29 protein-coding genes, 2 pseudogenes and 1 riboswitch are annotated in these 26,747 nt (G+C 42.1%); of the genes and pseudogenes, 11 read left to right on the top strand and 20 right to left on the bottom strand.

Features of this window, described 5'->3' with window-relative positions:
- Window positions 1-33 precede the first annotated feature (33 nt).
- From TY16_RS07620 to TY16_RS07610, 3 genes are all read left to right on the top strand, one after another.
- Window positions 34-1,023, top strand: coding sequence for a CAP domain-containing protein (locus TY16_RS07620; protein ID WP_442853211.1), 990 nt, complete (start codon window positions 34-36; stop codon window positions 1,021-1,023).
- A gap of 305 nt (window positions 1,024-1,328) precedes the next feature.
- Entirely contained in the window at window positions 1,329-2,048 is a 720-nt protein-coding gene (locus tag TY16_RS07615; protein WP_043931243.1) for a DUF3784 domain-containing protein, read from the top strand.
- A gap of 65 nt (window positions 2,049-2,113) precedes the next feature.
- Window positions 2,114-2,689 carry a histidine phosphatase family protein gene (locus TY16_RS07610; protein ID WP_043931242.1) on the top strand — a complete coding sequence of 192 codons (576 nt, stop codon included), beginning with the start codon at window positions 2,114-2,116 and terminating at the stop codon, window positions 2,687-2,689.
- A gap of 41 nt (window positions 2,690-2,730) precedes the next feature.
- Here TY16_RS07610 and TY16_RS07605 read toward each other — a convergent pair whose 3' ends face one another.
- Together TY16_RS07605 and TY16_RS07600 are read right to left on the bottom strand one after the other, a co-directional pair.
- Window positions 2,731-4,029: a DUF4179 domain-containing protein gene (locus TY16_RS07605; RefSeq protein WP_043931240.1), complete on the bottom strand. Its 1,299-nt coding sequence runs from the start codon at window positions 4,027-4,029 to the stop codon at window positions 2,731-2,733.
- Window positions 4,022-4,546: a sigma-70 family RNA polymerase sigma factor gene (locus tag TY16_RS07600; RefSeq protein WP_043931239.1), complete on the bottom strand. Its 525-nt coding sequence runs from the start codon at window positions 4,544-4,546 to the stop codon at window positions 4,022-4,024. The genes TY16_RS07605 and TY16_RS07600 overlap by 8 nt, the downstream gene beginning before the upstream one ends.
- A 153-nt stretch (window positions 4,547-4,699) precedes the next feature.
- Here TY16_RS07600 and TY16_RS07595 point away from each other — a divergent pair, with 153 nt between their 5' ends.
- Both TY16_RS07595 and TY16_RS07590 read left to right on the top strand, forming a co-directional pair.
- Window positions 4,700-5,215, top strand: a complete 516-nt coding sequence (locus tag TY16_RS07595) for a hypothetical protein (RefSeq protein WP_043931237.1) — start codon at window positions 4,700-4,702, stop codon at window positions 5,213-5,215.
- 462 nt (window positions 5,216-5,677) lie between these two features.
- A complete protein-coding gene (locus TY16_RS07590; protein ID WP_043931236.1) occupies window positions 5,678-6,127 on the top strand; it encodes a hypothetical protein in 450 nt (149 codons plus the stop codon).
- A 346-nt stretch (window positions 6,128-6,473) separates the two neighbouring features.
- Here the strand turns inward: TY16_RS07590 and TY16_RS07585 are convergent, their stop codons facing one another.
- A complete protein-coding gene (locus tag TY16_RS07585) occupies window positions 6,474-7,691 on the bottom strand; it encodes a benzoate/H(+) symporter BenE family transporter (protein WP_043931234.1) in 1,218 nt (405 codons plus the stop codon).
- Between the two features lie 193 nt (window positions 7,692-7,884).
- Between TY16_RS07585 and TY16_RS07580 the strand changes: the two genes are divergently transcribed.
- Window positions 7,885-8,004 (top strand): DUF4023 domain-containing protein, encoded by a 120-nt coding sequence (locus TY16_RS07580; RefSeq protein WP_043931233.1) that lies wholly within the window; start codon window positions 7,885-7,887, stop codon window positions 8,002-8,004.
- Window positions 8,005-8,124: 120 nt separating this feature from the next.
- Here TY16_RS07580 and TY16_RS07575 read toward each other — a convergent pair whose 3' ends face one another.
- From TY16_RS07575 to TY16_RS07555, 6 genes are all read right to left on the bottom strand, one after another.
- Entirely contained in the window at window positions 8,125-9,453 is a 1,329-nt protein-coding gene (locus TY16_RS07575) for a hemolysin family protein (protein ID WP_442853210.1), read from the bottom strand.
- 178 nt (window positions 9,454-9,631) lie between these two features.
- Window positions 9,632-10,297, bottom strand: coding sequence for a lipopolysaccharide core heptose(II) kinase RfaY (locus TY16_RS07570; RefSeq protein WP_043931229.1), 666 nt, complete (start codon window positions 10,295-10,297; stop codon window positions 9,632-9,634).
- A gap of 432 nt (window positions 10,298-10,729) precedes the next feature.
- Window positions 10,730-10,951 (bottom strand): glycosyltransferase family protein, encoded by a 222-nt coding sequence (locus tag TY16_RS07565; RefSeq protein ID WP_043931228.1) that lies wholly within the window; start codon window positions 10,949-10,951, stop codon window positions 10,730-10,732.
- Window positions 10,952-10,992: 41 nt separating this feature from the next.
- Window positions 10,993-11,901, bottom strand: a complete 909-nt coding sequence (locus TY16_RS07560; RefSeq protein WP_043931227.1) for an NAD-dependent epimerase/dehydratase family protein — start codon at window positions 11,899-11,901, stop codon at window positions 10,993-10,995.
- A 445-nt stretch (window positions 11,902-12,346) separates the two neighbouring features.
- Complete coding sequence (locus TY16_RS27080) at window positions 12,347-12,481, bottom strand: hypothetical protein (RefSeq protein WP_269320277.1); 135 nt, start codon at window positions 12,479-12,481, stop codon at window positions 12,347-12,349.
- A gap of 252 nt (window positions 12,482-12,733) precedes the next feature.
- The gene (locus TY16_RS07555; RefSeq protein ID WP_155922190.1) at window positions 12,734-13,180 is read right to left on the bottom strand and encodes a glycosyltransferase; all 447 of its coding nucleotides are present in this window, start codon (window positions 13,178-13,180) and stop codon (window positions 12,734-12,736) included.
- A gap of 93 nt (window positions 13,181-13,273) precedes the next feature.
- Window positions 13,274-13,318, top strand: a riboswitch (PreQ1 riboswitch).
- Between the two features lie 7 nt (window positions 13,319-13,325).
- Between TY16_RS07555 and TY16_RS07550 the strand changes: the two genes are divergently transcribed.
- The 5 genes from TY16_RS07550 (at window position 13,326) to TY16_RS25135 (ending at window position 15,808) form a co-directional block, all read left to right on the top strand.
- Window positions 13,326-13,814, top strand: coding sequence for a QueT transporter family protein (locus TY16_RS07550; protein ID WP_043931224.1), 489 nt, complete (start codon window positions 13,326-13,328; stop codon window positions 13,812-13,814).
- Between the two features lie 228 nt (window positions 13,815-14,042).
- Window positions 14,043-14,483 carry a MarR family winged helix-turn-helix transcriptional regulator gene (locus tag TY16_RS07545; protein ID WP_043931222.1) on the top strand — a complete coding sequence of 147 codons (441 nt, stop codon included), beginning with the start codon at window positions 14,043-14,045 and terminating at the stop codon, window positions 14,481-14,483.
- A gap of 19 nt (window positions 14,484-14,502) precedes the next feature.
- Entirely contained in the window at window positions 14,503-15,039 is a 537-nt protein-coding gene (locus TY16_RS07540) for a hypothetical protein (RefSeq protein ID WP_043931221.1), read from the top strand.
- Between the two features lie 17 nt (window positions 15,040-15,056).
- Complete coding sequence (locus TY16_RS25140) at window positions 15,057-15,518, top strand: hypothetical protein (protein WP_052342643.1); 462 nt, start codon at window positions 15,057-15,059, stop codon at window positions 15,516-15,518.
- The gene (locus TY16_RS25135) at window positions 15,485-15,808 is read left to right on the top strand and encodes a CPBP family intramembrane glutamic endopeptidase (protein WP_052342642.1); all 324 of its coding nucleotides are present in this window, start codon (window positions 15,485-15,487) and stop codon (window positions 15,806-15,808) included. Before TY16_RS25140 ends, TY16_RS25135 begins: the two co-directional genes overlap by 34 nt.
- A 35-nt stretch (window positions 15,809-15,843) precedes the next feature.
- Here the strand turns inward: TY16_RS25135 and TY16_RS07530 are convergent, their stop codons facing one another.
- From TY16_RS07530 to TY16_RS07485, 11 genes and pseudogenes are all read right to left on the bottom strand, one after another.
- Window positions 15,844-16,248 carry a YbaN family protein gene (locus TY16_RS07530; RefSeq protein ID WP_231505580.1) on the bottom strand — a complete coding sequence of 135 codons (405 nt, stop codon included), beginning with the start codon at window positions 16,246-16,248 and terminating at the stop codon, window positions 15,844-15,846.
- A 24-nt stretch (window positions 16,249-16,272) separates the two neighbouring features.
- Window positions 16,273-17,316, bottom strand: coding sequence for an aldose epimerase family protein (locus TY16_RS07525; RefSeq protein WP_043931220.1), 1,044 nt, complete (start codon window positions 17,314-17,316; stop codon window positions 16,273-16,275).
- 266 nt (window positions 17,317-17,582) lie between these two features.
- Entirely contained in the window at window positions 17,583-19,793 is a 2,211-nt protein-coding gene (locus TY16_RS07520) for a bifunctional diguanylate cyclase/phosphodiesterase (RefSeq protein WP_043931218.1), read from the bottom strand.
- 142 nt (window positions 19,794-19,935) lie between these two features.
- Window positions 19,936-20,253, bottom strand: a pseudogene (locus TY16_RS07515) (redoxin domain-containing protein); the annotation flags it as partial.
- Between the two features lie 15 nt (window positions 20,254-20,268).
- Window positions 20,269-20,436 (bottom strand): hypothetical protein, encoded by a 168-nt coding sequence (locus TY16_RS26110; protein WP_155922188.1) that lies wholly within the window; start codon window positions 20,434-20,436, stop codon window positions 20,269-20,271.
- A 170-nt stretch (window positions 20,437-20,606) separates the two neighbouring features.
- Window positions 20,607-21,187: pseudogene (locus TY16_RS07510) on the bottom strand (class I SAM-dependent methyltransferase).
- 314 nt (window positions 21,188-21,501) lie between these two features.
- On the bottom strand, window positions 21,502-22,248 hold the full coding sequence (locus tag TY16_RS07505; RefSeq protein ID WP_043931216.1) for an amino acid ABC transporter ATP-binding protein: 747 nt from the start codon (window positions 22,246-22,248) through the stop codon (window positions 21,502-21,504).
- 11 nt (window positions 22,249-22,259) lie between these two features.
- On the bottom strand, window positions 22,260-22,919 hold the full coding sequence (locus TY16_RS07500) for an amino acid ABC transporter permease (RefSeq protein WP_043931214.1): 660 nt from the start codon (window positions 22,917-22,919) through the stop codon (window positions 22,260-22,262).
- Between the two features lie 86 nt (window positions 22,920-23,005).
- Window positions 23,006-23,785 (bottom strand): amino acid ABC transporter substrate-binding protein, encoded by a 780-nt coding sequence (locus TY16_RS07495; RefSeq protein WP_081772920.1) that lies wholly within the window; start codon window positions 23,783-23,785, stop codon window positions 23,006-23,008.
- Window positions 23,786-24,031: 246 nt separating this feature from the next.
- Window positions 24,032-25,258 (bottom strand): MFS transporter, encoded by a 1,227-nt coding sequence (locus TY16_RS07490; RefSeq protein WP_043931211.1) that lies wholly within the window; start codon window positions 25,256-25,258, stop codon window positions 24,032-24,034.
- Between the two features lie 315 nt (window positions 25,259-25,573).
- A partial coding sequence (locus tag TY16_RS07485) for an amino acid permease (RefSeq protein ID WP_043931210.1) occupies window positions 25,574-26,747 on the bottom strand: 1,174 nt, incomplete at its 5' end.

The following is a 26,747-nucleotide window of genomic DNA, read 5'->3' as shown; positions in this document are numbered from 1 at the left end:
TACCATAACTTGAAAGCAAAGGGGGCTATTCGTTTGATAAAGAAAACAATTGGTCTAGCAATGGCCGCACTTCTTGTATTCGGCCTTGCCGCCTGCAACAATAATGGGAACGACAATGCAACTGATCATGGAACAGGCGCATACAATGTTCGGAACAATGGGGATAGGGACAACAACAATGACTTCTTCGGAATGGATAATGAAGGGCTATTAACCGAGGAATGGGACCCAGGTCATAACGATGATGACCGTGAAGGACGTTCAGACACTTTTGGAAATGACAGGAGAGATGGAAAGCAAAACGGAAAACGAAACGACAATGGAAACTGGTTTGGCCGCAATGATTTATCCAGCATCCAAACATCCATGTCGAGTAGAAATTACCCTCACACACAACCAGTTTTGATCCGTCCAGCAGAATACCAATTTGTACGAATGGACGAACAAAACCGTGCAATAAACCAACAAGGGCAAAACCAACAGCTAATACCTGGGGCAATGCCTCCGGTAACGAATCAGGGACAACTGCCAGGTGCCGGACAACAGGGGCAGGGCTTTTACCCACAACTGGGACAACAACAAGGTACAGCTCAATTACCACAGCAACAAACAACGAATCGCCAGCAGCCTGCTGCAGGACCTGGAATTAGCCAAATGGCCCAACAAGTAATTGACTTAACGAACGTCCAGCGCCAGCAGAATGGGCTCCCGCCATTACAGGCTGATACACAGCTAAGCGGTGTTGCTCAAAGAAAATCTTTAGACATGGCACAAAACAATTACTTTTCCCATACAAGCCCAACATATGGGTCACCGTTTGATATGATGCGCGACTTCGGCGTTTCGTACCGGACTGCAGGTGAAAATATCGCTGTAGGACAGCGATCTGCTCAAGAAGTGGTACAAGCTTGGATGAACTCCGAAGGACACCGCCGAAACATTTTGAACAGGGAATTCACCCATATCGGGGTAGGGTTCCTGCAAAACAGCAACCACTGGACACAAATGTTCATCGGGAAATAGTACAGCGGTTGCGCGTTAATTAGCACAGAAGCCGAAAAGCCGGTTCCTTCTTGGAACTCGGCTCTTATTATTGCCTGCTCCTCTTCGATTTCCTCTACCTAGCTGCATTTTGTTGTGTTACTTTTTTAGCTCCGTACACCTGCGCTTGCTATCATAGCTCCCATTTTTTAAAAGGAAAACGTATGCTTATCCTCATCTCATATACTTTAAAATCGGCAGCTGTTAAAGAGGATAAACCCTTCTATACGGAATGAACTTTTTTCCTGTGTATAGTATGCTAAGTGTGTGATAAAGGGGGCGTTTTAATGTGGCTGCTTTTTAGTATTCAACTCGGCACTGCCGTTTTGTTCCTTTTGCTTGGATGGGGTTTAAGGCGGGGAGCGTACTGGCTAATATCAGGCTTTTCAATCAGGCCTAAGGAGGAACAAACCCAGCTTATCGAACGGGGCTACCCACAGAGAACAGGCAGCCTGCTAATAGGGACTGCAATCGGAATGATTGTTTTGCTTCCGCTAATTTTTACGTCATTTCCATATGCGATTGAAGTCAATTTTGGCTTTATGCTGGTTTTCCTGCTTGGAGGATTCATATATCTCTCTCGCTACGAGGTCCAAAAAAAGCGAAAAATGAGCTATATTATTAGCATAAGCATTGGGTCAGTGACGATTATTTCAATCGGGATACTGATGTTTTTGGGCTATCAGGACCCGAAGCTAATTTTAAAAGAAGAAAGCTTTGAAGTTACTGGAATGTACGGGGATTCATGGACATACGCGGAAATAGAAGCAGTCAGCCTCCTCGATGACATGCCAGAAGTAACCTGGAAGGTGAACGGATTTGGCCTGGAAACCGTTGCAAAAGGCAAATTCAAGGTAACCGGCTATGGGACGAGTCTGCTGTTCATTCAAAAGGGGGTACCTCCTTACCTTCATATAAAAACAAAAGATGAGGATATATTTATTAACGCCCAGAGCGCCTCCAAGACCCGAGCTTGGGAGAAAAAGCTTACAGGCAGAATTCAATGATGATGAAGATTAGGCAGGTTTCCATTGGTAAATAACAATTATTATAATAGTTTTTGGAGGTAAATATGACAACACTAGGATTTATCCGGCATGGAAGCACAGCTTGGAATAAGGAAGGCCGGATACAGGGAAGCTCCGATATTCCGCTAGACCAAGGCGGTCTAAACGAAGCTGGCTTGCTTGCAGAAAGGCTTTCAAGCGAAAAATGGGATTGTCTTTACGCAAGCCCTCTCCTTCGAGCAAGGCAAACAGCTGAAGTGATTGCCGGCAGGCTGGGAATTGGAGAAATCCATTTTGATCCTCGGCTGCGTGAGGTAAGCTTCGGACAAATTGAAGGCACGATTGAATCGGAGAGAATTGCCAAGTGGGGCACTGAGTGGCGCAACCTCGATCTTGGATTTGAAAAATATGAAGCTGTGCTGGATCGCGGACTTGCTGCACTGGCGGATATACAGGATGCCAATCCTGGTAAAAACGTACTGATCATCAGCCACGGCGCATTTATCAGGAAGATCCTTCTAGAACTTGTACCCCATCTGGACAAGGAGGCTCCACTTAATAACACTGCCGTTACGATTGTCACCCAATCAAATGAAATTTGGGAGTGCGGTTTGTATAATTGCACGAAGCACTTGAAATAAATTAGAATGAGGCAGAATCAATTGCGATTCTGCCTCATTTGTTATTTAATCCGGATTTTTTCCTTCGACTCAATCCATTCAGGATAAAAGGAGAGTTCCAATGATATCGGGTTGGCATAGCCCTTCACTTGAGTGAGGCTAAAACCAAATTCATTTCCAAATCCCTCACCACTGCGGTTAAAGCTATTGCTAAGATACTTTTCCTTTCCATCAGCACTTTTGACTTTACTGAACGGAAAGTAAGGAAAACGTTTTTCGGAATTCAATTTTAGTATTACGTCTTCGTTCTCTACTCTCAAATCACTGAACTTTTTGGAAGCAGGCTGTTTCTTAATGATCATTGTCTCTGTATCAATAACAATCTCTGCTTCATTTTTATTTACGGCCTGGATTTTTCCTACAACGAGGTACAATTCCTTCGGCTCCCTGAAGTAATTGCTCTGCAAATAAACGATTTTTTTGTTTTCATCCTCGGCAACACCGCTGGCTGTTATTCCATTTGTAATATTGCCCCATATCTCTCCGCGCTCATCAATTAATTGGATGCTATCGAAACTGAGAAGTTTCTTGCTGTTTCCAGCTCCCATAGTTACATGGATAGCTGCCCGCAGCGGATACATCTCGATATTTTCAATCGTCACCTCCTGCCCTTCGATGATGATAGTTTTGTTTACAAGATACTCCTTTTTGCCATGAATGTCTTTCTTCAAGGTGAAGTCAAGAGAGTGTTCTGTACCACCGACTGTGGCCTTTAATGAAAAGGACTTTGCCTTGGAAGGCTTTTGGTAGTAAAATTCCATCATTCCTGTGAATGATTTATCTTCTTCGTCTTTAACTGGCATTCCATAGCCTATCGTTCCAATGACTAACTCCGAGCCATCTCGGCTTTCCAAACTGGCACTATCGACGGAGATATCTTCCTTGCTTGTTTCAATTGAATAAAAAAGGACAAGACCGTTTTCATCTGCAATTGCCCGTTCTATTGTGAAGGTGACATCCTTGTCTTTGCTCGAGACACCAACTTCTTGGTCATATTCAGACTCAAAAGCAGCGATCATTCCTTTGTCTCCCTGAATAAAATCCACCAGTTTACCAATCCCCGGAATATCAGACATATAGCCCGCGAATGCGGGAGAAACCTTAATTGATGTGAAGAACCCAATTATAATAACTGCTGCAATCGCCAAACCCATCCGACCTGCCCTACGAGGCCGAGTAACTTGCAGTTTTGCTTTTTCAAAACCCTTCAGGATCGCGGCATCCAGGGCGGCTTCGGGTATAGGCAGTTCATCGAGCACCTTTTGATACTGCGCCATTTCCTGACCTTCATTGTTATGCATGATGGCTTCCTCCCTTATCATCAAGCTTTTTCCTGAGAGACTTCAACGCTTTATTCAGCCAGGTTTTGATTGTCCCTTCAGGAAAATTAAGTTCATTTGCTATTTCTTTGATTTTCAAATCCCGAAAGTATTTGAGTGCCAGGATCTCCTGTGAACGCTCATCAAGGCTTTCCATGGCATCCCGCAATTCAAGATTATCCCTGTTCTCTACCTTCCCCTGTGCATGTATATATTCTTCATCCAGGACAACCCGTTTGTTCTTTTTCAAAACATCTTGGCAATAATTGATCATGATCCTGGTAAGCCATGTTTTCACATAGGCAGGATCCCTCAGCTTGCTTATCCCCTTATAAGCTCTAAAGGTAACTTCCTGTAGCGCCTCGAGCGCTTCTCCCTCATTTCGCAGGAAAGCCAATGCCGTTTTATACAAGTCAACCTTGTATATGTACATTAGATGAAGAAATGCTTCATCATCCCCTTTGATGGCTTTACTCGCTGCCTGTTCAATGCCGTCCATCTGTCCGCCCCCTTTTCCTATACATTAGACATACGTCTGGCAAAAAGGTTTTATCTTTTTTTATCATAACAAAGGAAACTGGATAAAATTTGAATAAAGGTAAGAAAAATGGTAATCTTATAGAACTCTGAATTACAAAAGGAGTTTTAGAGAATGGCAAAACTTACACTTGCAGAAGCAGTTAAACTAAAAAGTATATTGAATAAACGTGTACATGAGCTGGAAGAAGAAATGGACAGGGTTGCTTTTGCCGAAGTTGAAAAAGGCAGTAAGCCGCCAAAACAGCAGAGACCACTCCCGGATGTAGAAAGGGATCTTGAGACTGTTCGCAGAGATATGCGTACATTGGACCGGCTTGTGTATGCAGCAAATATCGGAAATACAGTCAGCTTTAACGGGGAGGAGCTGCCAATTGTCGAGGCAATTGAGCTTGCGACCCAGCTAAGGGCTAAAGCCCGGAAGTACAAGGAATTCGGATCAGCCCAAAAGGAAGAATTCCCGTATTCCTATGCTGAAAACAACTCTATTGTAAAAGTGGCCTTGTTTGAGCCGGAGGAATACCGCCAAAAAGGCCTCGAAGCAGAAAGGCAGGCAAACAGGCTGTCCAACCTGATTAACGCCAAGAACTATGCCGTTGAACTTGATTTCGATGCAGCAGCCTATTTCTAAGAAACCTTGAAGCGGTGAGACTCCTCTTCAAGGCGCGGAAGGAGCCTCCCCATATAGATGGTATTTTGTAATGGCAATGGCAAACCAATGACCACTGTCCACTTACTTTGTGACCTTTGACCCATGACCAACTAGTGCAATGGCGGCTGAATGCTAAACTCATAGTTTAATTTCTGCTTCTTCCGTGTGGCCCTCTTCTGTTTTAAGAAGGGGGCTTTTCTGTGGAAAAAGGGCAGAGCTGGGCAAAAATACAAACCCAAAAGTAACGGTAAAAGTACAGCTAGGAAAGTTAATTTCTCCTTCTTCGCTCCACCACCTTTATCGTACTAAGTTTCAATTGTTGAATTGCTAGTGAAAACTTCATGAATGTTTATTGCATTAAAAATATCGTACTACTTTTAGCAACTTTGCATATGGCTTCCCCGTCTAATAGATAAGAAAACTTCATCCGGGGGGATGAGCATGGATAAGCTTTTAAAAAATGTAACAGTTGTGCTAACGTTTATGGCAGCGTTATACGGGGTATTGTCGATAATTCCCTTTGGGCCGCCTGGCTTGTCTGTTTCAGCTGGGGAGCAAAGTGTTTCAGCGGCACGGGGATCCTTTTGCTGGGAAGGCTATATTAGAGAGAAGTGCGAGGATACTCCATCACCGCCAGAATTGGTAAAGTTACACAACCTTAAACCAATTGTCGTGTCCCCTGGTGAAGAAATAAAGATCGCATTTAAAAAAATCCCTATAGCAGATACAGTAGGAATCAGCCGCTGGGTCAGCGATATTGGAGCCGAAGCCGCGTCCCTGAATGGAAATATCCTTACTGCTCCCGACGAAAAAGGGATCTACGTCTATAGTATGTATGGAAGCTGGGAAAAAGGTTCTTCCGGATATGCGTTTGTGATAGAAGTGAAATAACACTATAAACAGTCTTTTCCGAACTCAACGGGAGGGGCTTTTTATTTTTTGGGCTATGTTAAGGGATAATGATGTTTTTATACAGAGTTGATTGTAGTGGACGGCGCGAAGACTCCTACGGGAGAAAAGGTCAGCGGGAGACCCCGCAGGCGCTCGCGCCGAGGAGGCTCCCATGCCGCCCGTGGAAAGCGAAGCGCCTGGAGCGGAAATCTTAGTAAAAATTTATTAATCAAACGTTTGATTAAATAGTGTTTAACCCAATGCTGGTGCAGGTTTAGAACAATTCCGAAATAAAAATAACATTCACGAAATCTATAACTTCCTTACCTACAAGAAACACCTTTAACTATTTCTCCACTGTTTTAGCAATGATCGCCCCAACTATCAATCCCCATACCGGAGCACTGATATGAAAAAACGATACATTTGATAAGGCAATCAGGAAAGCAAACAACGCACTTAAGCGGAATTTCTCACTGGAAAAACCCATCTGCAAACTGGAAAGGAGCACGCCTAACAGTGAAAAGCCTGCCAATATTGCAATAAAGGCCTTCGGCAAGGCTTGAATGAAGGGCACAATTTTCCACGAGAACACACCAAAGAATACGGTTAATATTCCTGAAACTACTGAAGCCATATATCTCTTTTGTTTTTCTCCTGCCTCCGGATTGGAACAGATCGCAGTCATCATTCCTGCAATGTTTGCACTTTGGCCGCCGAAAAAGCTAGCTATTACCGAGAAAATCCCGCTAAAAGAAACCACTTTTCGTATTGGCGTTTCGAATTTCGAACTCTCAAGTGCGCCTATCCCAGTTGCTACATCATTACTCAAAATAAGCATAGCAAGAGGCAATGCAAGCGTGATGAAACCCAGCCATGTAAATTCCGGAACCTGCAGAGATGGTAAAGCAAAGGAAAGCCCATTTGATGAAATAGTGATATCTTCGGTTAACAACAATGCAATGAATGCAACGACAACTGCAACCACAACTGCCGGAATACGTTTTGACATTCTCGTGCTAATAAAGAATCCAACTAATGCTAAGCCGCCTACCACAGGCAGGACCTTAACTCCCTCGACGAGCTGGACGACATAATTGGTCACTAGCCCAGCAAGCATTGCAGCAATCACTTCTTTGGGTACCCACCTGATAATTTTGGTGAAGAGGCCTGAAACGCCGATTAACAAAATTATCAGAGCTGACATTACATAGCCACCAATAAGTTGAGAATAAGTAAAATGCGCTGTTACTGTTGCCAAAAAAGCAACCCCTGAGATTGAATGGCCCCCAGTGATGGGAATTTTAAACCAAAGTGGCATGACAATCCCATATAGCCCTCCAAAAACGTAGACTGCGAACATCCAATTAATTGTTTGCTCACTGGTGAATTGCCCCGCCGCGGCTGCCTGTAAAATAATCAATGCAGGTCCTGTCATTACTAAAGTAGAAGAGATAAGCCCCGCAGAAACCGTTTGGCCCGTTAAATCCTTAAAAACAGTCTTTTTGTTATTCTCTCTCAATGAATCGTCTTGAATATATACACGCCGCTTCGGCTCCCCCATGTTTGCCCCCATATGTTTGATAAGTTTGTAGCATTAAACACTTACTGTATCTACTGCCTATATTAGCGAAGTTAGGATTAAAAACAATAAATTTATCAAATTTAGTAAGAATTCTTTTCACTCCAAAGTCCGCATACATTGGAGGTCAGTTGCCAAAAATAACTCTATTCTAATTGTGATGGAGGGAATAGGGATGGACAATACACACGAATTTGTGGAAAAGCTTCATGAGAAGCAACGGAAAGATGAAGAAAATAAAAAACGCCAGGGAAAGGGAAATCCAAGCAGGGAGCTTCCAAATAAGCAGCACTGAGTAAAATTATTAAGCAATAGCTAAGTACGAAAATAGCCCATATTTTTTTAAAGAAAGTCCCGTTATATCAGAAAAGAGCCAAACCAAAAGGCTTTGCAGCCGTTAGCTGCAAAGCCTTTTTTAATCTTCGTCCTCTTCAGCTTCGAGAACTTCTGCCCGGACTTTTGTAATCCGGCGGTCGTTCATATCCTCGACCGTAAACAGAACATTTCCATGCTGAACTGTATGCTGCTCTAGCTCACTTGGAATATAACCAAGGTGTCCAATGATAAAACCACTCAGCGTATCGTACTCCTGAATTGGCAAGTCAATCTTAAGCAGATTTTCCACTTCATACAAATTGGTTGTGCCGTCAATCATGTATGTCCGTTCATCAATCATCTTAATTTCTTCTTCTTCATTGCCAGGCTCATCATATTCGTCAAAAATGTTCCCGACAATTTCTTCAATGACATCCTCAATTGTAACAATGCCATCGGTACCGCCATATTCGTCAATCGCGATTGCCATATGGACATTATTAGTTTGCATATCCCTAAAAAGATGGTCGATGCGCTGGGATTCCAGGACATAGAACGGATCCCTCAACAGATTTCTCATGTTGAAGGCATCTTCCCCTCTGTTTTCAACAAACTGAATCAAATCCTTTGCATGGAGAATCCCGACAATGTTATCAATATGCTCCTCGTAAACCGGAAAACGGGTGTATCCTTCTTCATTCACAACACGGACTGTTTCTAACAGAGTAGAGTCAATCGGCAGTGCGACGATATTTGTTCTATGCGTCATGATATCGGAAACTGTCTTGTTATCCAACTCAAAAATATTATTGATCATGACACGTTCTTCTTCCTGGATGGTTCCTTTTTCCTTACCGACATCAACCATCATCCGGATTTCTTCCTCTGTCACATTCTCTTCCTCGGCATTTGGATCAATTCCAAACACACGGACAACACTGTTCATCGATAGAGTCAGAAATTTAACAAACGGCTTGGTCACCTTTGATAGAACCGTCAACGGAGTTACCGCAAAAAATGCTATAGGTTCAGCTTTTTGCATTGCAATCTGCTTTGGTACAAGCTCACCCAGGACGAGGGTAAAATAAGAAATAACAAGCGTAATAACGACGAGGGACAAGGATTCTAGAACGCCCCGGTCAAGCGGGACTCCTACTTCATAAAGCCAGGCAGCAAGCCTGCCAGCAAAACTTTGTCCGGCGAAAGCACTCGCCATGAATCCTGCAAGGGTAATCCCTATTTGGATCGTTGCCAGAAATCGACTCGGCTGAGACAATAATTTTTCCAGTGCTTTTGCCTTTTTATTTCCGCCTTCAGCCATCATTTTAATCTTATTATCATTCAAGGAGATGAGTGCAATTTCGGATGCTGCAAAAAATGCATTCAGAATGATAAGTATAACTAGCACCAGTATTTCCGTTAACAACAAAGACCAGCTCCCAAGTATGGAAAGTAACCAGGCTTCAGAAATGAAGCCTTTTCTTATAAGTTATCGTATGTTATTCCACTATTATGCAGGATAACCCCCTCCCACCGATGGAAGGTTCACTTTTATATTGTAACGTATTTTCCAAGAATAGTCTTGTCATACAATAATAATCACTCTATTATCGCTGTACCTCTTTGGCACTTCCTACCTGGAAAACGGATTTTCTTTCCCTTTTGAAGCTAGGTATAAATCGCTTTTTATAAATCATCGCTATCAGATTTAACAGCTTTTGCGGCAGTTTTTTGGGAAACCAGCCATGTTTATACAGTAAAGAATGGGCCATCTTCAAGTCTTCCCATTGTTTACACTGCTTGGTCTGTCGAAACCGCGCCACATCGATTATCTTTATTTTTCCTCTAAGGGTAATAAAAATATTCTTTAAATGGATATCTGAAGGGTTAAGTCCGCGCTGCCTGGCCTGGGAAAGGGCATAATCTATTTCGCTTATTTTTTCTTCCTTGATAGGTATGCCTTTAATCAGGCATTCAAAGAGAGTAACCCCTGCTATATAGTCAATAACAATGTAATTGGTACCGGTTTCGTATAGTTTCGGGAAATATTCCAGTCCTTCCAAAAGGCGGTAAATATTTGCCTCCTCATTGGCAAGATGGACAAAAGATGGATAATATACCTTCAGCACTTTGTCAGTTTTTCCGACCCTAAACACACAGGCACTGCGTCCTGCCCCAACAAAGGTAAGATTTTCATCCTGATTTAGGATGGCAATTTTCATGCCTCGTTTTTTATACGTCACACTTTGAGCCAGTTCCTGATATAATCTCATATCTCTCACACCTTTATTGAAGACTGGCGTTTATGGCCGATAGTCTATTTTATTCACAAGCAGGAAAAGGTGCCTTTAAGCATCATGATTTCACAAGGGAATAAGAGACTATTTCTTTATTTTATACTTTCCTGAACTAAATAGCACCCGTCCGAAACTACATCAGGTCAAAAGTAGTTTCCAGCTCTTTAAAAATATAAAAACTGATACCAATTCGGTATCAGCCATTACTTTTATCCCGCTTGATTTCTCACAGGTTGAAGCTCACCTATTCAAGATGATTTTATATGTTTCTGCGCCCTTTGAAATCCAGCAGTGCATATTTTCCCAGTTCATGAAAAGGTGATGTAACAGCCGGTTTGCCGGCTGAAATGTACTCAGCAACTAATCAGATTGGTCGCTTTTATTTAGCAGTCACCCTGACAATTGACACTACGATTGTTTTAATGCCTTAATAGCATCTGCCGCCCGCTGCTCATAAGCATGGTATTTATAAACGTACTGCTGCCCTTTGTTTGCGACTTTTTCCCTTGCTGAGTCGTTTTTTAAATAAAAGTCCATCAGTTCTATGGTTTCATCATAGCCTTTCGACCAGACAAGATGCTTATGATTTTTAAACATTGATTCGATTGCCAATGTTAGCTGGGTTAACAAGATTTTTCATAAGTAATCCCTTCACTTTACCTCTTATCTTATTATTTTAAAGACTCGATGGTTTCTTCTATTCCCTCGATTAATGAAACTCTCGGGAACCAGTGAAGCACTTCAAGGGCTTTCTGATTTAGGAGACAACTAATCCGTATATCGCCAGCCCGTTCTGGCAACTGGACGATTTCCGGGCGGTTATCTGTTAGCACGGAAAGGAGAAAAATAAGATCATTAATAGACTTTGTTGTATTGGAACTAATATTAATCGTTTGATAATCACCATGATGAATAGCCTGAAGATTGGCAGCAGCTACATCCTTAACAAAAACAAAATCTCTCCGCTGGTTGCCGTCGCCATACATTGTCAAGGGCTGGTTAAGCATAAAACTATCCAAAAAACTCCGAATTACTCCCGCTTCGCCTTTAATGCTTTGCCTCGGCCCATATACATTTGCATACCGTAAAATCGTATAATTTAAGTTAAATAGCTTTGAGTAAAGTTGGATATACGTCTCTCCTGTTAATTTTGACAGCCCATAGAATGACTCCGGAGCAAGTGGATGGTTTTCATCAATTGGGATATACTTCGGTGCTCCATATACTGCTGCAGATGATGAATAAATGAATTTTTTCACTTGGTATTTTTGGCAGCATTCTAAAAGTTTGATGGTCCCATTAATATTTTGCCTGCAATCATCAAAGGGATTGTCGATTGATTTCTTCACGGAAACTTGAGCTGCAAAATGTATGACAATCTCCGGTTTTTCTGTCAAAAATACGTTCTCTAAGCCGGAATCGTTCAAATCCATTGCGTAATTGGCAATACCTCCTGGCACATTCCTCTCCATACCGGAAGAAAAATTATCAACGACAGCAACTTGGTAGTTCTCTACTAGCAGCATATCAACAACATGGGATCCAATAAAGCCTCCTCCACCTGTTACTAGTACCTTCAAATTATTTCCGCCTTTCTATTATGAAGGAATTTAACATATCACCCCCTGGCTATAGGCTGAGGGCCAATTTCGCATTGATTTTTTTAGATGAAAATTAAAAACAATTCTTTATACCTTATGTCAGATAGGGTGTTTTGGTAAGGGCAGATTTACCTGTTAGATTAAGCTAGGGGCTGTTTAACAGTTTCCAATATTCCCCCAACCGATTTATAGCGAGGGTTACTGATTCTAAGAAGGGAGATATAACCCAAACACACACGACCATTATTTGGTAAAATCTAATATTTTTTTAATCTAAAAATCAACTTCACTACAAAGCTGCAAAAGTGTTCTAACTCCAAAAAATCAGTTGCCAGTTGATGTACCTTATAAAAAATGACACCTGCCTTGGCAAAGTTTAAGGCAAGAAGCTGTGGCCGTTGAAAGAGGGGGATATCCCAGTCGATTAAGGAAGGAACAGGATTATGGATTTTTCAGGTTGATTTCTTATGATTGGGTCCAGCTCCCCAAACATGGCTTTTTGAAAAGAAGAGGAAGCCTTCACTCTATCTCTCATGCGAAAGCCGACAGCGTCCTCCATCAATCACTCCCTCCTGCTCTTGAACTGGCATAGCGGGCAAGGTTCTTTGTCCTCAGGAGTGGAGTGCAGTACCTCTTTAGTCGATTGTTATCGGCATCAGATGTGTGGTGGCCCTGCCAATAACGGATATAAATATAGTTGTATGGCGAAGAAGCGTATATACCCATGTTTTGTTTTAGTCACTCATCTAAAAAGGCTGAATCCTCGCCAACAAATATCGGAGGAAAGCTCACACTATCTGAAATCCTTTTTTTAAATACAAGAGTCGCTCCTCCCAGTGTTTCCGCAGCTTCTTCCCTTACCAGGTTTATATATCGAGAGTAATTCATCCTTTTTAAAGTAAACTAAATAAGATTGTTTCCCGACTACTTCTGCCTGACGCTTTTCCATAACCTTAAGTGCTTCGGCAAGATATTGCGGGCTATAATAATCATCATCAAATTTAGCAATCACTTTAAAACTTGTATGTTTAACCGCCTCGTTCAGGCAGGTGCCCAGCGGCATTTCTTTCGGTAAATATAAGATTGTACAACGGGGATCTTCGGCGATTAGTCCTGTGTCTAACCCATCTAAACCGTGCAGGACAAGGATAAACTCTTTCAATTCATAATCCTGCCGATTGAAATTACTGTATAAAGCGTCAAGAAATCCTGGACGTTTAGTGCAGGTGATGATAGAAACAAATTTTATCGCCTCCATACTACTATCGATATGAATGGACTAGCTAAGAAATGCCAACGGAAACCATTGACGGAAACTTATGATAGGGTCTATAATGGTACCTTCGGGCAAAACCGCGTGGTTCGAGAACCTCCCACGATAAAAAACTAAGGAGAGAGACGTTATGAATATAAGAACACTTGCAGTAAACGGAATTATTGCTGCTTTGTACATTGCTGTCACTATGTTGATCCAGCCTCTGGCATTCTCAGCCGTTCAATTCCGGGTTTCCGAGATGTTCAACCATCTCATTGTATTCAACAAGAAGTACTTCTTTGGCATTATTCTTGGTGTATTCCTGGCGAACCTTTTCTTTTCAACGCTGGGTGTACTTGACCTTATATTTGGCTTTGGCCAATCCGTCATTGCACTCCTGATTACCATTTTTGCTTCCCGCTATGTAAAAGGGATTTGGGCAAGAATGGCAATTAACACAACAGTCTTCACGGTAACCATGTTCCTGATTGCCTGGGAGCTGAACATTGCGCTTGATTTCCCGTTTTGGTATACATGGCTTACGGTGGCTATCGGTGAATTTGTCGTTCTCGCTGTTGGCGCGCCTATCATGTATGCTATCCATAAACGTGTCAATTTTGAAAAACTTGTTGGATAAAGTTAAGACCAAATCGCATATGCGGTTTGGTCTTTTTTATGGCAATGACTCTGTTGATATCCGCTCCCCAACCGGAATCACAAAGAATTTTAGAATCATCCATATTTTTTCATTTTCTTACAATTAAGGTTTGTGATTTCCATCCAAACACATTATAATTAACTTAGGTTAATTGTTAAGACAACTTAACAGTTTAAATAAATTAAAATTTTTGAAGGTGAATTCAGCATGGATTTAAAAAGAGTTTTATTTGAAGCGAATAGATACACACAGGAAATACAGGCAATTTTTATAAAGGAATATAAAAAAATCCTTGACGAAAATGATATGTCAACAAAGCAGTCTGTTGTTTTAAGCATGCTTGATATGAAAGGAAAGCTCACGATGAATGAAGTCGCTGAAATAATTGGTGCTACCCCTAGTGCAGCCAGCCAATTCATAAAAAAGCTGGAGAGCATGCAATACGTCAAACGCGATGTAAATAAGGAGAATAGAAGGGAGGTATTTGTAACACTGGACAAACTGGGTGAGAAGTTTTTCAGAGAAATTGCTGAGCTCGATGATAGGATTTTTGATAAATATTTCATGCACCTTCCCGAGGAAGACATCCTCACCTACCACTCTATCTTAAAGAAACTCCATGAAATTGTATTAAAGAAAGATTCTTGACGAGAGAGGGAGTTATCGTATGAAAAATAGTGGTCGCTACCCAAAACAACAAGATATGCATTTATTCACATACCATATCCAGTCAGGTTACACAGCCTTCACATGGGCAATGGTTGTGGTCATGATTGTGGAGTCAGTCGGAGTTTCCTATCTGCTATACAATTGGAGTCCCCTCCTTCACTTGCTGCATCTTGGAATGGCTGTTTTCGTACTTGTGTACCTTCTGGCTGACTTGAAGGCCGTAATACAAAACCCCATCATGCTCCGCGAACGTGAATTATTTATAAAAGTGGGAATCCGTCCTCACGTCTCCCTAGATACTTCCGAAATTAAAGAAATCCGGAGCGGCAAAATATACTACGGAAGTGACAGAAAAAACAAAGATGTCCTTGACCTCTCACTCATGGGCTTCGAGGAGCCGGCATTTGAGCTCGTATTAAACAAACCGGTTGAAAGCACAGCCCTCCTTGGGGGAAAAAGGCACGTTAGCCGCATTTTCTTCTCCGTGGATGATAAAGATAGATTTCACGCTTTGTTAGCAAAAAGGCATAGTTGACATAGGAGGAATGTATGATGGAGTTTTTTTATTGGCTAATGATTATTTTTCTAATAACCTACGAACCGGTGTATGGATTCTACGATTATAAGAGATTTAAAGCAAACGTCCGTAACAATTCAGGTGTACGGGTCCGATATTATAAAAAAATTATGGCCGGGCTTTGGGCTCCAACACTCATAGTACTCGGAATGGTTGCACTTGGGCCAATCACGGTGGGAGATATAGGCTTCAGCGGAATAAAAATTCAGACAGAATTACTCGGATACTGGGTTCCCTATTTTGCTATTGGTATTGGTTCCGCTTATATATTCATTCTCCTTTATTATTGGGCAGCTTCAAAGTTTAGTGAAAGGATTAGATCCCAAATTCAGGAGGCCAAAAGGCTCGGGCTTGGGAAAACCGGGTTTTGGACATCCTGCCTGTTACTAAAAAAGAAAAAAAGATGTGGACATTTGTTTCCTGGACAGCAGGTATAACCGAAGAAATCATTTACCGGGGATTCCTTATCTTTGCATTTCAGCAATTGTTCCCGCAACTTGGGATTTGGATGGTACTCATTCTATCCTCAATCCTATTTGGGCTGGCCCATACATACCAAGGCATCTCAAATGTCATTAGGACTTCCATCATTGGCCTGTTCTTCGCACTTCTGTATATTAGTCTGGATTCCATCATACCGCTTATTATATTGCACTTTCTCATTGATTATATCGGTAAGCTAGACGATGGAGAGGAAACTGATTCAGCATCCGAACACATTGCCTGAGCGCATGCGAAAGCCGCTTTTGAGGGCTTTCGCAGTCACGCTTCCTGGCTATTGTTTTCGGGTCTAACCGTTTTTATTTTTGTGAAAAAATAATAGTATTTGTAAATGACCACAATTGCAAGGAAAACCCTTAGTATTAAGCTGTCAGTAAGAATAAAAGGAATAGCGATCATACAGTCGGCGAAAATCAGAAGGACTGCCTTTTGTTTTGCTGTCATTTCCCGCTTCTTTACAAAACCTTCGAGATGTTCCTTATAAATCCTGGTACCCTTGAACCAAATCTCAAACTTTTCAGAACCCCGCATAAAGCAGTAGGACGCAAGTAAGAGCAAGGGGGTGGTCGGGATTACTGGAAGAAATATACCAATTACACCTAGACCCAGTGAAAGGAAGCCGGCCAGAATAAAGGCCAGCCGAACCGCTTTTCTTAAAATATCCACTCCCCCCTGCTCTTTCCAATAAAATTATTTCGTTTTAAAGGAGTATTTTGTATAGGAATAATACTCTTCTCCCTTTTCAAGAACTATAGAAGGAAAATCCGGATGATTGATGGCATCTGGATGCTTTTGTGTTTCAAGGCAGACAGCAAGATAAGGCTGCGGCTTCACTCCTCCATTTAGGGTAAAATCGCCCTCAAGCTGGTTGGAGGTATAAACAACAACGGCCGGTTGGTTTGTTTCCACCTCTAGTACACGCCCGCTTTCAGGACAACTTAGCTTGATGCCTTTGGAGCCCGATAGCACAAATGGGTGGTCGTAGCCTCGGCCAGCAAGCAGATTTTGCTCATGGTTCGACACTGTCCCGTCACCTATCTTCCTTCCCATCCTAAAATCAAAGGCTGTACCTTGGGAATCAAGAGTTTTGCCTGTCGGAATCAAATCACTGCCAAGTTCAAGGAACCCATCAGAGTCAATTTGCAAAATGTGGTCTAGAATAGTTGATTTAAAATTGCCGCTCAAGTTGAAGTAACTATGATTAGTCAAATTAATAAGAGTTTTCTTATCGGTCGTTGCATAATACTCACTAATCAATTCATTGTTTTCAGTAATTGTATAAACTGTCCTGAATGAAACCGTTCCAGGGTAGCCTTCCTCATTTTCCGGGCTTACATATGTAAATTCGATTTTTGCATTCTCACCTGCCTGGCTTGTTTCGGCCGTCCAGACAACCTTATCGAGACCTTTTAACCCGCCATGCAGATGATTTTGGCCATCATTTTGGGCAAGTTGATAGTCCTTGCCATCGAGTGAAAACCTTCCTTTGTTTATCCGTCCGGCAACCCTTCCGACAACCGATCCAAAATAAGGAGAGTGCTCGATATACTCCTCAATTGACGCAAAGCCAAGGACCACATTTTCAGATGTACCCCCCTTGCCTGGTACATTTAGTTCATTGATAATACAGCCATAATCGAGGCATGTCACACTCATGCCATTATTATTTGTTAGTGTATAAGCATGGATCTCTTGCCCGCCTGTTTCCCCAAAAATCTTTTTCGTGATTTCCAATTCTCCATCTCCTTACCGTATTATTATAACCATCCCTTTATTAATCACGATGGTATAATCCCTAGGCCTTTATACTATTTATAATAAACTAAATACAAGCCGATTTCCTTTTATACACTTTGGCAAGCTCCTTATTAAGTAAAAAAGCATGCCTTTTAAAACAAAATAGTTCTGTTACTACAAAGAAAACTTAAAATAACAGACTAAATAACATACGAATCTACACGTTAAATCACACAGTAAATAGCACACAAAAAGCATGCCGATTAAACAGGCATGCTTTTATGGAGCAATTCTTGAACAGAAGCAGCAGGTTTGGGTTGACTGAATAAAAACCCCTGGCCTACAGTACAGCCATTGGCAACGAGGTAATCAACTTGTTCTTGTCTCTCAATGCCCTCAGCAATAACATGGAAGCCCATATGGAGACCCATATCAAGAATTGTTTTCACCATTGCTCCTCCATCTTCTTCGGTGGAAATGTCATCAATGAACGATTTGTCAATTTTCACTGTATCAATTGGAAGATGTTTTAAGTTGCTTAACGATGAATACCCCGTACCAAAGTCATCGAGGGCCAGCTTTACACCAAGCTGATGTAGCTCATTCAAGATATAAATTGAGCGGTCAATATTTCTCATAACACTTTCGGTTATTTCAAGCTCCAAGGAACTTGGGTCCATTTCTGTCTCTTCAAGGATTTTTTTAACAGAATCGAGGAAATTGTCATCCTGAAATTGCCTGACCGAAATATTAACCGAAATCGACATAGGCAAATACCCCTGTCTTAGCCATAGAGTGTGTTGTTCACAAGCCTTCCTTAGTACCCAATTGCCTATCGGGACAATAAGGCCAGTTTCCTCAGCAAGCGGGATAAACTCAGATGGCAGAATAATGCCTCTTATCGGGTGTTTCCATCTAATCAACGCCTCAAGCCCAATAGTATTGCTGGTACTCAATTCTACCTGTGGCTGGAAGACCAGGGCCAGCTGTTCTTGCTCCAATGCTTTCCTAAGCCCTGTTTCTAATTCCATCTTCCGTGAGGACAAGCCCTGAAGGAGCGATGTATAGAATTGGTAGTTATTCTTGCCGCGGTCTTTGGCTAAGTACATGGCTGTATCGGCATTTTTTATCAGCGTCTCCCCGTCCATGCCATCTGATGGATACATACTGATTCCAATACTTGGGGTTACATAGAATTCCTCACCGTTAATCTTGAATGGAACGGAAAATTCATTAAGGATATTCCTGGCTATATGAACGGTTTTTTCACGATTTATATTTCTGAGGAAAATAGTAAACTCATCTCCGCCTTGGCGGGAGACAACCCCTGCCTCAGCCACGGTATGAGCCAGCCTTGATGCAACACCCTGCAAAAGCATATCTCCTGCAGAATGGCCTTTAGTATCATTGATGATTTTGAACCGATCAAGGTCCAGGAATAAGACGGACAATGCCTGGCTTGGATTATACCGCAATGCTTCATTTAGTTGAGTTCGGAATTTATAGCGATTTGGAAGCCCTGTAAGGCTATCAAAATACGCCATTTGCTGAATCGTCTCTTCCGCCCTCTTGCGTTCGGAAATATCCCTTCCAACTATTTGACGCGCAGCTCTGCCTTCAAAAAATATGGGCATTGATATCATTTCAATATTAATTTCTTCACCATTCAGCCGTTCAGTCTTAAACTCAATACTAATTTTTGTATCAGGTTCATCAATTGAAAGCGCTCTGTACCTCAACTCGTTTAATACGGATTCCGGTATTAACTCTGATAGAGGCATGCCGACCAGCTGCTTCGGTGAATTGTATCCAAAGACAATAGCACCTGTCTCATTAATATAATCAATATTGCTTCTGCTATATACCGCAATAATGTCAGGGGACATTTCGACAAGTGTCCTATAACGGTTCTCACTTTCCATCCGATCTGTAATATCAAAAAGGACTGAACTAAAGTCAATAAGTTTGCCATTTTCAATTGTGGGGATTCCCCTGTCCTGTATCCAGCGGATTTCTCCATCAGAACGGATAATCCGATAAATGCTAGTGATTGCTTTACCCTTTTCAAGGGAGGCTTCCCTTTCCTTTAAAAAAACTAGATCCTCAGGATGGATGACCTTTTTCCATAATTCATGATCTTCATAAAAATCACTCAAGGAATACCCGTATAGTTTTTCAATTCCCGGTGTAATCATCAAATGGTTTGACTTCATATCGTGTGACCATATAGCGACATCAAGTGTTTCAAAAATATTCTTAAGCCTTTGCCGGTTCTTTTTCAGCTCTTCTGTCGTCAGGTCAATACCATTTATGACCCCAATAATCAACACACCAGCAATAGCCAGCAACAGAGCATGGACAATTTTTTCATTCACAGAAAAAAGTATGGAACTAGTTTCAGCAATCAACCCCACGATAATTGCCGAAATTAATAATAGTTTTCTGGTGTCCCTGAAAATTGCTTTTAACCTCATCGTTTCCCCTCGATTGCCATTTATCGACATTTTAATCTATGTGTTAAACATACCAAATATGAACCTTCTTCACAATGAAGTTTTTATTGTCCTGGCTATAGAAAAAAATAACTGCATGCCTAAAAGACATGCAGCAATTTGGTTATTGGCCAGTTACTTTACTAGCGGCGTAAGGAATAATCTCAGCGATTTGATCACCAAAAGGGTCCAGCTGCTGAGATTCGAGAACGTTTCCTTCCTTATCAAGGATGGCGAAACCCCTAAGAGATTTAGGGCCACTAGGGTCTTTTAATTCTGCTTTTTCGATCAAAACAAGGTATTTGTCAGAAAGAAGGGTATAATCAAGCCCCAGGTCTTCCTTCATTTCCTTGTGATCTTCAGGTGACGACGCACTCAAAGCATATACATCCCCTGGAAACTGATTAAATAATTCTTTATTCTTCTGCAGCTCGACCAGCTGCGATTTGCAATAGTCTCAGGTATTGCCTGTAAAAAAGAATACGAGTGTGGGCTTGTCCTTATTTTCAAGCGATACCTCTTTACCTTGATCATCAAGTATAGCTTTGTTTCCGGAGCAGCCTGCCAGAGCGGAGACAAGCGCCAGAATCACGCAAAAGCCAAAATATAGGCTGCGTTTCTTCATTTTTTCCAACACCTTTCAACTATAATAGATAAAACTCCACGCGGAGAATTTCCTTTATTATATCCCACCATATATCCCAGGAAAAATAAAGAGTATCGACCCAATTCGTTCTTCTCTTCTCTTAAAAAGGGCTTTTGAAGACCACTAACGAGGTGCTGGCTGGAAGAAGCCTATCTAGAGTAACGGTATATTAGGAATCTCTCATTAATATTTTTTTCAGCAAGCCCTGGCAAGGGGATATCCTGAACCAATTCAAACGGTGTTTGGTATTCAAGAAAATGGACATAGTCGCCAGAAGGATAATATAAAATTAAATCAATATTACGAGGAACCTCTTCCGCGGAGGCCAGTATATGTTTGATAACTTTTGTAAAAATCGCGACTGTGAAAGGATTGAAAAAATAAAACCTGTTCTCTTCAGGCTGTACTATGTATTCCTCTGCCAGCCCACAGTGGAACCGGACCCTATCTCTACGCTTTTTATATTTAGTAAGATATCCATTTAAATTCTCTACTGCATCATGATAGAAGACCTCATTAAATTCAACACCGATAGCAGTGGTATTAAACAAATGGTTTACATAAAACGGGAGCCTTCCTTTTCCGCTTCCAAAGTCAACGACCACATCGCTCTTTTTTAACTCATATTCAGAGAAAAGTATATCCAGGGCGTTATAAGGTGTCGGCTCATAGGGATGGTAATGAATTAATTCAAAAAGCCTTTCTGATTGCCGACAGTTTTTATATTCATTAAAGTATCCTTGTAGCGTTCATCATCCAAATAGCTCTCAAACCTTTCTATAAGAAAAGCGCAAGCGCCTTGTCCAGCGTCGTATGGACTGGAGGGCCTCGAAGGAGATAAAGGAAACACGATGAGCGATAGCGAATCGATGTTGACTTATCGTAACGAGGGGACCGAAGTACACTAGGCGCTAGGCGCTGAAGCTAGACAGTACTCAAAAAAAGATATACTTCCTTATATTTCCGGAAAAGGCAGCCCCGCCCCAAGCGTCCACTGCCTTCATCGTCTCATACTAATATTATAGCAAATCCATACGCAGTCACCTATTTCAATGTCCGGGTCAAGAAAGCCTTGGTCCGTTCATTGCGAGGATTTGTAAAAATTTCGTCAGGGTGTCCGTACTCAATTATTTCGCCATTATCCATAAAAATAACCTTATTGGCGACTTCGCGGGCAAAACCCATTTCATGGGTGACAACGATCATCGTCATATGCTCCTCTGCAAGCTTTTTCATAACTTGCAAAACCTCACCTGTCAACTCAGGGTCTAGGGCAGATGTCGGCTCATCAAAGAGGAGGATATCAGGATCCATCATCAGAGCCCGGGCTATCGCAACCCTTTGCTTTTGCCCGCCGGAAAGCTTGGCAGGGTAAGCATTGGCATGGCCCGCAAGACCGATTTTCCCTAGCAGTTCGGTACTTCGATGCTGTAAATCCCCAAGCTGTTCATTCTTTACTAACTTCGGTGCAAGCTCAAGATTTTCCTTTACCGTTAGATGAGGAAACAGGTTGAAGTGCTGGAATACCATACCCATCTTTGCGGTAATTCGTTTTGTTTCCTGTGGCTTCGGATAGATTCCATCCTTGGCCAGAAATTCACCTTCTACCTGAATTGACCCGCCATCAATTTTCTCTAAATGGACCAGGCTTCTAAGCATAGTGCTTTTTCCCGAACCAGAAGGGCCGATTACGGCAACAACATCATTTTTATTAACCTCGAACGAGATTTTCTTAAGGACATCAAGCGCCCCGTAAGATTTTTTCAGATTGGAGACTTCGATAATGGCCATATTCAGCCCTCCTATTCAAACGTAAATCGGCGTTCAATCCACTTAAAGAAAGCAGTAAGCACCAGAGTCATAATTAAGTAAATCACACCAGCCACGAAGAATGGCACGATAGTAAAATCACGGTTAACAGCAGTCTGGGCGAAATGCAGCAATTCCGGGACTGCGACCGCATAAAGCAGGGCTGTATCCTTTACCAGTGTTATGGATTCGTTGGCTACGGACGGAAGGGCAATCCTGAACATTTGCGGAAGGACAACCCTCGTTGTAGTTTGCCATTTGCTGAGTCCCAGTACTTGGGCTGCTTCGTATTGTCCTTTGTCAATGGCGAGCAGGCCACCCCGGAAGATTTCCGCAAAATATGCGGCATAATTAAGCACAAAGCCCAGGCTTGCCGCGACAAAGCGGTCGAGTACAAGATATTCCCCCACCACAGGAATCATCGGTAAGCCAAAACATATAAACAAAAGCTGCAAAAGAAGCGGCGTTCCGCGCATAACATATATGTAGCCCTGAGCCAGCCAGGATAATGGCTTAAAACTGCTTCTAACTGCCAGTGTAAGTAGAAATCCCAGCGGAATTGACAAGATGATCGCAATGAAAAAAAGCAGAACGGTCATCTGGGCTCCTTCAAGCATCGGGCCAAGGATTTCTAGAATATAGTCAATTGTCATAAGGATTTCCTCCATTTAGCAAGTGCCATTGCAAGCGTAACAAAACAGGGTTTCCTGAGGAAATCCTGTTTTGCCCACTGTTCTTATTATTTTAGTACTTTATCTTCGCCAAACCATTTCTTTGAAATGTCAGCGGCTGTACCATCTTCATTCATCTCATCAAGCGCTTTTTGCAATTTTTCGAGCAGCTCTTCATTGCCTTTTTTCACACCAACACCATATTCCTCTGGAGCAAGTGATTCTTCAAGCACCTTAAAGGATTCCTCTTCCTTCTCCATATAATAGTTAATGACTACTTCATCAATAATGACCGCATCAAGGCGTCCGCTTTTTAAATCATTCAAAGCCATAACATTATCGGAGAACTCGGTTACTTCCTTAATCTTCCCACTGATTGGGTTTGCTTCAAGAGCGTCTGCTGCTGAAGAAAGAGACTGCAAGCCAACTATCTTACCTTCGAGATCTGAAAGCTTCTCCAACTTTGAGTCAGCCTTTGTCACGACCACCTGGGCGTTTTTCAAATACGGCTTTGTAAAAAGAACTTTTTGCTTCCGTTCGTCTGTGATAGTATACCCATTCCAAATTAGGTCAATCCTGCCACTTGAAAGCTCGGATTCTTTTGTTTTCCAGTCAATCGGCTGGAATTTCACTTCAAGACCCATCTTGTCTGCGGCTGCTTTGGCGTAATCAATATCAAAACCGACAATCTCATTGTTTTCATCACGGAAACCCATTGGAGCAAATTTATCATCAATGCCCACTATCAACGTATCCTCAGATTCCTTCCCAGAAGTAGAACCGCCTGAACATGCTGCCAGGACTATAAATAAAGCTGAAATTAAAAGCATCATAGCTGTACGTTTCATTTTGTATACCATCCTTTAATAGATTATTTTAATAGATTTAAAAATCCTTTAGTGCGTTACCGTATTATCACACTATCAGATTATATCACTAAAATTCATAGTGGACAATACCCCAGCATATGTTCAGAAAATTTTCTGCTTAAGGGTTCTTTTTCAGCTAAAATGCGCTTCCTAATCCATAAATTAAACCAGCACCTTCTTCGGGATTTTCCGTAGGGAGGTGCTGGTTTTGTTTTTTTTAAAAATTCAGACGCTATGTTTAGCTTTCTTCAGTAAAAAGGCAAAGAGAGCAACGACTGGCAGCAGCAGTAGGCCGGAAACGATAAGAGAAAGCTCCATCGTGGTCTTGTATGCAATATACCCTATGATTGGGCCGCTAATGATTTGTCCGAAAGCATCCAACTGGCCGTAGGTTGAAAGAACGGTTGCTCTTACACCAGATTCAATGTTTTCATTTAGCCATGCACTATATATTGGCCCATTTGTGGTTCTAAGAATATAGAATAATAGATAGGAAGAAAAAGCTGTCCCATAATGGCCCGCCATTGCAAATACAATAATACTTAAGACCATGACCGCATTAATAACAACAAGCAGCCAGACCTTTTGCAGCTGTCCTGTTTTCTCGAGCCTTCTCTTTATGTATTCAACCGCAAGAATACTTGCAATAAGGGCGGTCCCGTTAATCAAACCGACCCAGACAATCGGCTTAACATTTATATCCGGAAGAGTTACATCCTGCAGGATATGGGCAATCCAAAGCCGGTCGAGCCCTTCACTATACAATCCATAGAAAAAGGTAATACACGCCATAACAATTAGAAACTGGCTTTTTTTCATAAAACGAATGCCTGCCGTAAAGGTGGAGGCCATCTGCTGAAAGTAGCTTCCTGCTTCTGCTGCAGGAGTTGGCTTAAAGCTGGTTTCAGGCATGTATATAAGCAGGAATAGGCCTAATAAAATAAAGAGAATGCCACCCACAATCATCGGCAGGTTAATAATATACGCACCTATCGCCGTACTAAGGACTATGGCAATCAAGGCACCAACTTGCCGGACTTGCGCTCCTTTTAAAAATATCCCCGTCAATTCTTTTCCGCCAACCTCATCCGATATCCACGCCTCAAACGCCCCGCTTGTAAACGTGTATCCTATACCCCAAATAACCTGGCATAGAAGAATGACCATAAAGACCGGCACAAGGCCTTCTATCAGGAAACCTATTCCGATCAGAATGACCCCGATAATTACAGATAATTTCCTGCTCTTTAAGTCAGCCAGGATTCCAGTTGGAATTTCAAAAATAAAACAGGATAATTCGAGTGCGGTGCCTACTATGACCAGCTGCCATGGTGAAAAGCCGGCTGCCTCAAACCTGTACACCTCATTTACGGTAAAGACCATCTCAAATAAAAACGCAGTGATTCCAGCATACAAAAAATATACTGTTTGTGCAGGCAGTTTTCTTGCCATGCATGTTCCCCCAAATCCCTTAGTATTCTTTCCTTTCTGCTAGAATACCAAAAGTAGCCAAAAGTAACTATCGGCAAATTTTATTGTGGTTATACGATTGAACTAGATTTTTGTCTTTATTTAACTGCTACGGTCGGATCAATGAGCCTTCCACGAAGATCATTTCAAAAACATTGAGGACTCATTTGATAAGTTCTTACAATGACTTTTTTTGATAGCTCGCTAAATATAATGAAACTCCCGAATATCTCATATGTATTCTATATACTATCTAAACTGAAAGGCCTTCCCATTTTGAGAAGGCCTTTCCGGTCATTAGGTTTCTTCATTATCTATCTTCCCAGTCAGTTCAGCAGAAGCCTCGGTCAATAATTCCCCCTGATAATTTCGGCTTTTGGTGCCGGCTTTTTCCTCCCTGCGGATTTGAGTCTTTGTTTTCGACCTTACCAACACATAAACGGCTGAAAAAAAGATGACCATTATAAGCCCTGAAATGAGACCTGCTTCCTGCCCCGGGATAAAAGGCATGCAAAGGAGTATGACTACAATGGCCACCAAAGCGATCCAGGAAGTGTACGGGAACCCGGGCATCTGGCATATCCCATTGGGCGGGCAGCCGTTCCGTTTCCGAAACTTGATATGGCTGGCCATGATCACACCGTAGGTAAAGAGCAGTGCAAATCCACCTGTTGTAATCAGGACAAGATAAACTCTGGGAAACAAAAGTCCAAAACCAAGGCCAAGCAGCATGGCTACTCCTGAAAACAATATTCCCCGATAAGGGACATCCTGCTTGTCTATAAGGAATTTTGGCGCATGTCCTTCATCCGTGAGCGAACGAATCATCCTTCCAAGCCCAAAAATTGCTGCCAGCATAGCCGAAAGAATTGCCGTAATTAAGACAATATTAAGTACTCGCCCAGCCCATCCGATACCCCATCGTTCCAGCGAAGCAACCATCGGTGAGACATTTTCATTTAAGGCAGAAGTAGGGATAAGCGGCAGCAAGACTGCGGCATAAACGACATAAAGACCAACCAGTGTAATAACGGTGTAGCGAATTGCTTTTGGTATAGTCTTTGCAGGGTCCCTTGTTTCAGACGCAGCCAGACCTATAATTTCAAAACCTGCATATGCAAACACGACCAGCAGCATACTTCCGGCCAATCCGCCTAACCCTCCTGGCATTAGCGGCTCTCGGGCAAGTTCCCCCGCCCCTACAGCTGGAGTTCCAGGGAAGAGCCCGAAAATCAGCACTAAGGCGGTAACAATAAAAAACAAGATGGCTAATAATTTTATTGAGGAAAGGCCGCTTGTCAGTTTCCCAATTTTATCTGCACCCAAAAGATTTACAAGCGTGACACCAATAATGATTGCTCCTCCCAGGAGGCCAATTGATACATTTGGATACCATTCACGGACAAGAATGGAAATCGCGGCTGCTTCACTCGACATTGACAGAATTGTCCCAGTCCAATATAGCCAGCCA

Origin of the sequence: Bacillus sp. EB01 (assembly GCF_000613125.1) — a bacterium.
Classification (GTDB): Bacteria; Bacillota; Bacilli; order Bacillales; family Cytobacillaceae; genus Bacillus_D.
This window is presented reverse-complemented; position numbering and strand designations above follow the sequence as displayed.